Here is a 6000-nt window from a genome sequence, read left to right on the forward strand (position 1 = left end):
CTTATATAAAAAGCTACGAAAAAGCTCTTTCACTGTATGAGATAAAATTCTACTCCAAAATTTGATTTTTGACAACCCCTCCAGAATCGAACGGTTGTTATAAGACAAAATCGCCAGCTAATTTTTAGCAGAAAACGGGCTGTTCTTGCTAATGAAAATGCCCTTCCTGCTAATCAGCCCCAAAATCGTGCCAAAAATCCAGCTAATCAAAAAAGGCGGATGTTTTGAATACCATGCAGTTATAGCAGATAAAATTAAATATCGTTATGTACATAGAGCGTCTATTTGCCCCGCATTGGGGATGGATAGGCGCTCTTTTTTTATGCCCAAACCCATGGGCAAATACAAGAGATTGGAGGTGTTTTATTTGAGCAAGCCTGTTTATACCGCAGACAAGCCGAGCGACTGTCATTACTGCTACTTCTGGACGAATGGCAGAAAGGGCTGCCGTCTGGGTAGAAATAATTGCTACTACTTAATCTCTTTGCCGCCGAAACCCAAGTCGGAATGTGATGGCTGTCCCTATGGGCGAGATCACCCGTGCATTGGTTGGTGTACGAAGAAGGTTATGCGTGAAGTGGGGCTTCGTTGATATGGATGTGTATGAACAGGAATACCGCTTCTACTATTTTGCCCGATGTCCTTACGAAAAGACGGATACGACTTTCCGCAGCATTCCGCTGACAACAGAAAGTTTTCCGCAGAAAGAAGGTGGTGAAGCCGTGTGAGTTTTGATTATTTTTACGGTCAGCAATCCGATCTATTCACATTCTATCGAGTTCCGAAGGTGTTGTTCACGAACGAGAGGTTCTGGAATATTTCTGCCGATGCCAAGATGCTGTATGGCATTTTGCTTGACCGCATGAGCCTGTCTGCCAAGAATGGTTGGATAGATAAAAACGGTAGAGTGTATATCATTTTTACAATCGACGAAGCGAAGATGGCTCTGAACTGTGCTGAACAAAAGGCTATCAAGCTGCTCAGTGAACTTGAGAAGAAAGCAGGATTGATTGAACGTAAGCGCCAGGGTTTGGGAAAGCCCAACCTGATCTATGTGAAGAACTTTATCTCTGCTGTGGATTCACAACTCTTGAATTGTGAAAATCACAATTCTGGAACAATGGAAATCACAACTCAAGAACTTCCGAAATCACAATGTAATAATACTGATATTAAAAATACTGAATTTAGTGATACTGATTCTATCTTTCCTTCCGGAAATGGTGGAATGATGGACGAGAATGACCGGTATCAAGAATACTTTGATTATTTCTCGGATCAGCTTAGTATGGATTTGTTGAAGAAGGATTACCCTTACGATTCCGAAATGCTGGATAACATTCTGGAGTTGATCGTTGAAACAGTTTGCACGAAGCGACCGTTGATTCGCATTGGTGCAGAGGAGCGTCCGGCAGAAATTGTCCGCAGTCGGTTTATGAAACTGAATGCCGAACACATTCGATATGTTATGGACTGCTTCAAGGAGAACACCACAAAGATTAGAAATATCCGTCAGTATATGCTGACTACGATATACAATGCGCCGACGACAATAGACACCTACTACGATGCTCTTGTTCGGCACGATATGTCACACGGATATTTGGAAGGAGGATTTAAGAAATTGAAAATGAAGCGAGAGGAAGGAGAGTGACGATAAATGTCGAAAAAAGCAACCATCATTGCGGTGGTCAATCAGAAAGGAGGCACTGGAAAGACCACCACCACCGAGAATCTGGGCGTTGGCTTGGCTCTTGAAGGAAAAAAGGTGCTTCTGGTAGACACCGATCCCCAGGCTTCCCTGACGGTCAGTTTGGGCAATCCCTGCCCGGATGATCTGTCTCCGACACTTTCCGATCTGATGGGAAAGATTATGATGGAAAACCCTATTACTCCCGATGAAGGGATTCTTCATCATCCGGAGGGCGTTGATTTGGTGCCGTCCAACATCGAACTCTCAGGTATGGAGGTAGCACTGGTCAATGCCATGAGCCGGGAAACCATTCTCCGGCAATACCTGGATACAGTCAAACAGAATTATGATTACATTCTTCTTGACTGTATGCCGTCTTTGGGTATGCTGACCGTCAATGCGTTGGCAGCTGCCGACAATGTGCTGATACCGGTTCAGGCAGCATACCTTCCTGCAAAGGGTCTGGAACAGCTGCTTGGAACCATCAACAAGGTCAAGAGGCAAATCAACCCGAAACTGAGGATTGAAGGGATTCTTCTGACGATGGTGGACAGCCGCACCAACTACTCCAAAGACATCAGCAATCTGATTCGGGAGAGCTACGGCGGAAAGCTGAAGGTTTACAAGACCGACATTCCCCGCTCTGTCCGTGCAGAGGAAATCAGCGCAGAGGGAACCAGTATCTTCAAGCATGATCCCAAAGGCAAAGTTGCCGAAGCCTATAAAATTCTGACGAAGGAGGTGTTAAACAATGCAGAAAAAAGGCGCAAACATCAGCTTGAAGGGGTACGATGATATTTTCTCCACCGATCAATCCAGAGCTGAAGCCCAGCAGGAGCGTGTGCAGGAAATTCCGCTTTCTGAGCTACACCCCTTTGAGGGACACCCCTTCCGTGTGGTTGATGATGAAGAAATGATGAAAACGGCAGAGAGCGTCCGAGATTTCGGAGTTCTCACTCCTGCGATTGTCCGTCCTGACCCCGACGGTGGTTATGAAATCGTTTCTGGTCACAGGCGGCACCGGGCATCGGAGCTTGCGGGTAAGGAAACCATGCCTGCGATTGTTCGTGACCTGGACGATGATGCAGCCATTATTTTGATGGTTGATGCGAATTTGCAGAGGGAGAGTATCCTGCCGAGTGAAAGAGCATTTGCTTATAAGATGAAGCTGGATGCGATTAAACATCAAGGTCAACGCACCGATTTAACTTCATCCCAAGTTGGGATGAAGTTGCAGGCAATGGATATAGTCGGTCAGGAGGCAGGAGAAAGCAGAAATCAGGTACACCGTTATATCCGTCTGACCGAACTGATTCCGGAACTGCTGGATATGGTAGATACGGGTCAGATCAAATTCAATCCTGCGGTGGAGCTTTCCTATCTGGCAAGTGAAGAACAGAAGGATTTTCTTTCTGCAATGGATTATGCTCAAGCAGCTCCTTCCCTTTCGCAAGCACAGCGAATTAAAAAGCTCGCACAGGAGGGCGAGTGTACGCTGGATGCGATGTGCGAGATTATGAATGAAATCAAGAAGGGAGAGCTGGACAGAGTAACCTTCAAAACGGATTCGTTGCGAAAATACTTCCCGAAGTCCTATACCAACAAGCAGATGGAGGATAAAATCATTCAGCTTTTGGAGCAATGGCAGAAAAAAAGAGAAAAATCAATGGAAAGGTAAGGTAAAAAATGTTTACACCCAAAAACATTCAGGGCGCTTTGGAAGAACTCTACGACCTTTGCGATCCTGATTATATGGTAGATATGCTCGTAAACTACAGTGAGGAGTTCGATGATATTTCTCCTGCGCTTCTGGCAAAGTCGTTTCAGAAAAATGCCGAGATGATTAGCGAGTATCGAGTATTGTCCTCTGCTGGTGAGGGTATCGACTATCAGGGAAAGGTACTTCTGAACAGCAGAGCCGTGCGGCTTCTGTCCTATGTAGAAGATATGAGCGGCGATGAAAAAGTTCGCACGATTCAGAGCAAGGAGCTGTGGTTAGCAGAAGATATGACATTCTATGTGGTGTCCTGTATGTCTACGATCACGATGGACAAGGAAGAAGCCATTTGTCTTAACGAACACCGCAGCGTGGTTACTACGGTGGAATGCGAGGACGATATTTTCTTCGACATGGGTTCCCTGATTTGCGAACTGGACGATATTTGCTTGTTCGAGCTTTTAGCCGATGTGGATGCGACTATTTATGAACTGTAACAGGTTCATGGATGGTCGCTTTTCTTATTTCCAAAGAAACGGAGGTATCGAAACTTGAAAGAATACGATGTGAAGATCACCGAAACCTTGGAGAAAACGGTTACGGTGCAAGCAGAATCTCACGATGCGGCAGAGGAACAGGTTAGAGCCGCTTATTACAATTCGGAGTACATTCTGGACTCCGAAAACTTTACCGGTGTTGCGTTCGGCACGACCGAGGAACGGGAGGTTCAGAAAGAACAGGCAGATACCATGAATGTGTTGCTGGTAAAGCCGTTCATGTATCCGCAGGCTGTGCAGATCGGCTGTGAGCTGGAGGATTTGCAGAAAGCCGTAGGTGGCGATATTGAGGCAACTTATCCGTTCAATGAGCCGGTTGCACTGGTGATGCACGACGAAGGTAAACTCGTAGGCAAAGAACTGAACCGTGCGCTGCGTGATGATGACGGCGATATTTATGACATTATCGCCGGTGATTTTCTGGTTGTGGGATTGGGCGAGGATGATTTTTGTTCTCTGTCCCCGGAACTGATGAAGCAGTTTGAGGAACACTTTCATCAGCCTGAGACTTTTGTACGCATGGGGCGCAGCATTATGGCGCTTCCCCTGCCGGATGACATGGTGAAGAAAGAAGATGCACCTGTCAAAGCTGATTCGGTTCCCCACAAAAGTAACCCTGACCGAGATGTTCTGTAAGGAGGTTCTTATGCAAAGAAATTCGACGATTGGAGAGCTGATGGAGCGAAAGCGGATTCAGGATGGTGCCAAGGAGTACCAGGGACATACCTATATGGACTTGGCACGATTTGATGACGCCACCAAGCACATGATTATTTTCGATGTGCTGACCGATGAATCGCCTGTCGGTTGGAAAGGCGAAAGAAATCGCCTGTATTTGAGCGATGTGGGTTATCAGAAGGCTCTGGATAACCAGAAAGCTGGCAATATCAAGATTATCAGCCATGCCGCAGTTGCCAAGGGCAATCTGTATTACGACCACAGAGATATGGCACGATAATCTGTTCACTCTACTGCTTGCAGGAGGTGATGAATCATGCAGGAAGAAGTTGAAAACAGAACAGTAAACCTGGCGATCAGCACAACCAAGCTGACGGGGCGCACTATCATTGCCGGTATCCGCAAGTATTTGCAGCACCGGGAAAAAGTGAAGATGAAAAAGGCACGAGACCCTGCCGTTCATGGAAAGCAATCCGTGAAACAGCTTTTGGGACAGAATCAGGGTGCTACGAATGTTGAGATCGACAAAGAGAGTATCCGTGATTTTGAAAAGCTCGCCAAGAAGTATGGCGTGGACTTTGCCGTAAGAAAAGATAAGTCCGTTGATCCTCCCCGGTTTCTTGTTTTTGTCCGTTCTAAAGATGCAGATGCTTTGGATGCAATCTGCAAGGAACATCAGGCAAGGGCATTAACCAAGAATGAAAAGCCGAGCGTTCTGGCGCAGCTGAAGAAGTTCAAGGAAATTGTCGCAGCGATTCCGAAGAAGGTTCGAGAGAAGAAACAGGAGCGTGATCTGTGATGGATAAGAGAAAAATGAAAAAGCTCCTGATTCTGAATTTACCGTATTTTCTGGTAGGGTTGTTCGCTACGAATTTAGGAGAAGCATGGAGATTGGCTGAGGGGGCAGATTCATCTGCGAAAATCCTCAGCTTTTTTCATGCCCTTCCGATAGCCCTGAACAATCCGTTTCCCAGCTTTCACCCGTTGGATTTGCTGATTGGTATTCTCTGCGGCGCAGGACTTCGGCTGGCTGTCTATCTAAAAGGCAAAAACGCAAAGAAGTACCGACACAATGTTGAGTACGGTTCTGCTCGTTGGGGAACGGCAAAAGATATTGAGCCGTTTATTGCACCAAAGTTCGAGGACAATGTGATCCTGACGAAAACGGAGCGGCTGATGATGAGCAATCGCCCGAAGAATCCTGCCAATGCCCGAAATAAGAATGTTCTGATTATCGGCGGTTCGGGTTCCGGTAAAACTCGCTTTTGGTTGAAGCCAAACCTTCTCCAGATGCACAGTTCCTATGTGGTCACTGACCCGAAGGGTTACAATAATATAGGACAGAGAAAAAGTCA

The 6000-nt window shown here is 46.3% G+C and carries 9 protein-coding genes; all 9 read left to right on the top strand.

Translation table 11 applies throughout. From position 1 onward, the window contains the following. Positions 1-524 precede the first annotated feature (524 nt). Entirely contained in the window at positions 525-728 is a 204-nt protein-coding gene (locus DW922_RS14245) for a hypothetical protein (protein ID WP_223385014.1), read from the top strand. Continuing rightward, the gene (locus DW922_RS14250; protein ID WP_002304312.1) at positions 725-1654 is read left to right on the top strand and encodes a DUF6017 domain-containing protein; all 930 of its coding nucleotides are present in this window, start codon (positions 725-727) and stop codon (positions 1652-1654) included. Before DW922_RS14245 ends, DW922_RS14250 begins: the two co-directional genes overlap by 4 nt. Before the next feature lie 6 nt (positions 1655-1660). Next, on the top strand, positions 1661-2488 hold the full coding sequence (locus DW922_RS14255; protein ID WP_002304313.1) for a ParA family protein: 828 nt from the start codon (positions 1661-1663) through the stop codon (positions 2486-2488). Next, entirely contained in the window at positions 2445-3371 is a 927-nt protein-coding gene (locus DW922_RS14260; RefSeq protein ID WP_002304314.1) for a ParB/RepB/Spo0J family partition protein, read from the top strand. Before DW922_RS14255 ends, DW922_RS14260 begins: the two co-directional genes overlap by 44 nt. A gap of 8 nt (positions 3372-3379) precedes the next feature. Further along, positions 3380-3907: a hypothetical protein gene (locus DW922_RS14265; RefSeq protein ID WP_002304315.1), complete on the top strand. Its 528-nt coding sequence runs from the start codon at positions 3380-3382 to the stop codon at positions 3905-3907. A 54-nt stretch (positions 3908-3961) separates the two neighbouring features. Then, positions 3962-4603 (top strand): DUF3846 domain-containing protein, encoded by a 642-nt coding sequence (locus DW922_RS14270; RefSeq protein WP_002588969.1) that lies wholly within the window; start codon positions 3962-3964, stop codon positions 4601-4603. 10 nt (positions 4604-4613) lie between these two features. Further along, on the top strand, positions 4614-4925 hold the full coding sequence (locus DW922_RS14275) for a DUF5720 family protein (RefSeq protein ID WP_002304317.1): 312 nt from the start codon (positions 4614-4616) through the stop codon (positions 4923-4925). A 36-nt stretch (positions 4926-4961) separates the two neighbouring features. Further along, positions 4962-5444 (top strand): PcfB family protein, encoded by a 483-nt coding sequence (locus tag DW922_RS14280; RefSeq protein WP_002304320.1) that lies wholly within the window; start codon positions 4962-4964, stop codon positions 5442-5444. After that, a partial coding sequence (locus tag DW922_RS14285) for a type IV secretory system conjugative DNA transfer family protein (protein WP_147353384.1) occupies positions 5444-6000 on the top strand: 557 nt, incomplete at its 3' end. The genes DW922_RS14280 and DW922_RS14285, both read left to right, overlap by 1 nt.

Origin of the sequence: Clostridium sp. AM42-4, assembly GCF_003480105.1 — a bacterium.
Classification (GTDB): Bacteria; Bacillota; Clostridia; order Lachnospirales; family Lachnospiraceae; genus Brotaphodocola.

Excerpts from the sequence above, each read along its gene's own strand:
- DW922_RS14245 (WP_223385014.1), top strand. The coding sequence starts at position 525 with ATGGGCGAGATCACCCGTGCATTGGTTGGTGTACGAAGAAGGTTATGC.
- DW922_RS14255 (WP_002304313.1), top strand. The coding sequence starts at position 1,661 with ATGTCGAAAAAAGCAACCATCATTGCGGTGGTCAATCAGAAAGGAGGC.
- DW922_RS14275 (WP_002304317.1), top strand. The coding sequence starts at position 4,614 with ATGCAAAGAAATTCGACGATTGGAGAGCTGATGGAGCGAAAGCGGATT.
- DW922_RS14265 (WP_002304315.1), top strand. The coding sequence starts at position 3,380 with ATGTTTACACCCAAAAACATTCAGGGCGCTTTGGAAGAACTCTACGAC.
- DW922_RS14280 (WP_002304320.1), top strand. The coding sequence starts at position 4,962 with ATGCAGGAAGAAGTTGAAAACAGAACAGTAAACCTGGCGATCAGCACA.
- DW922_RS14260 (WP_002304314.1), top strand. The coding sequence starts at position 2,445 with ATGCAGAAAAAAGGCGCAAACATCAGCTTGAAGGGGTACGATGATATT.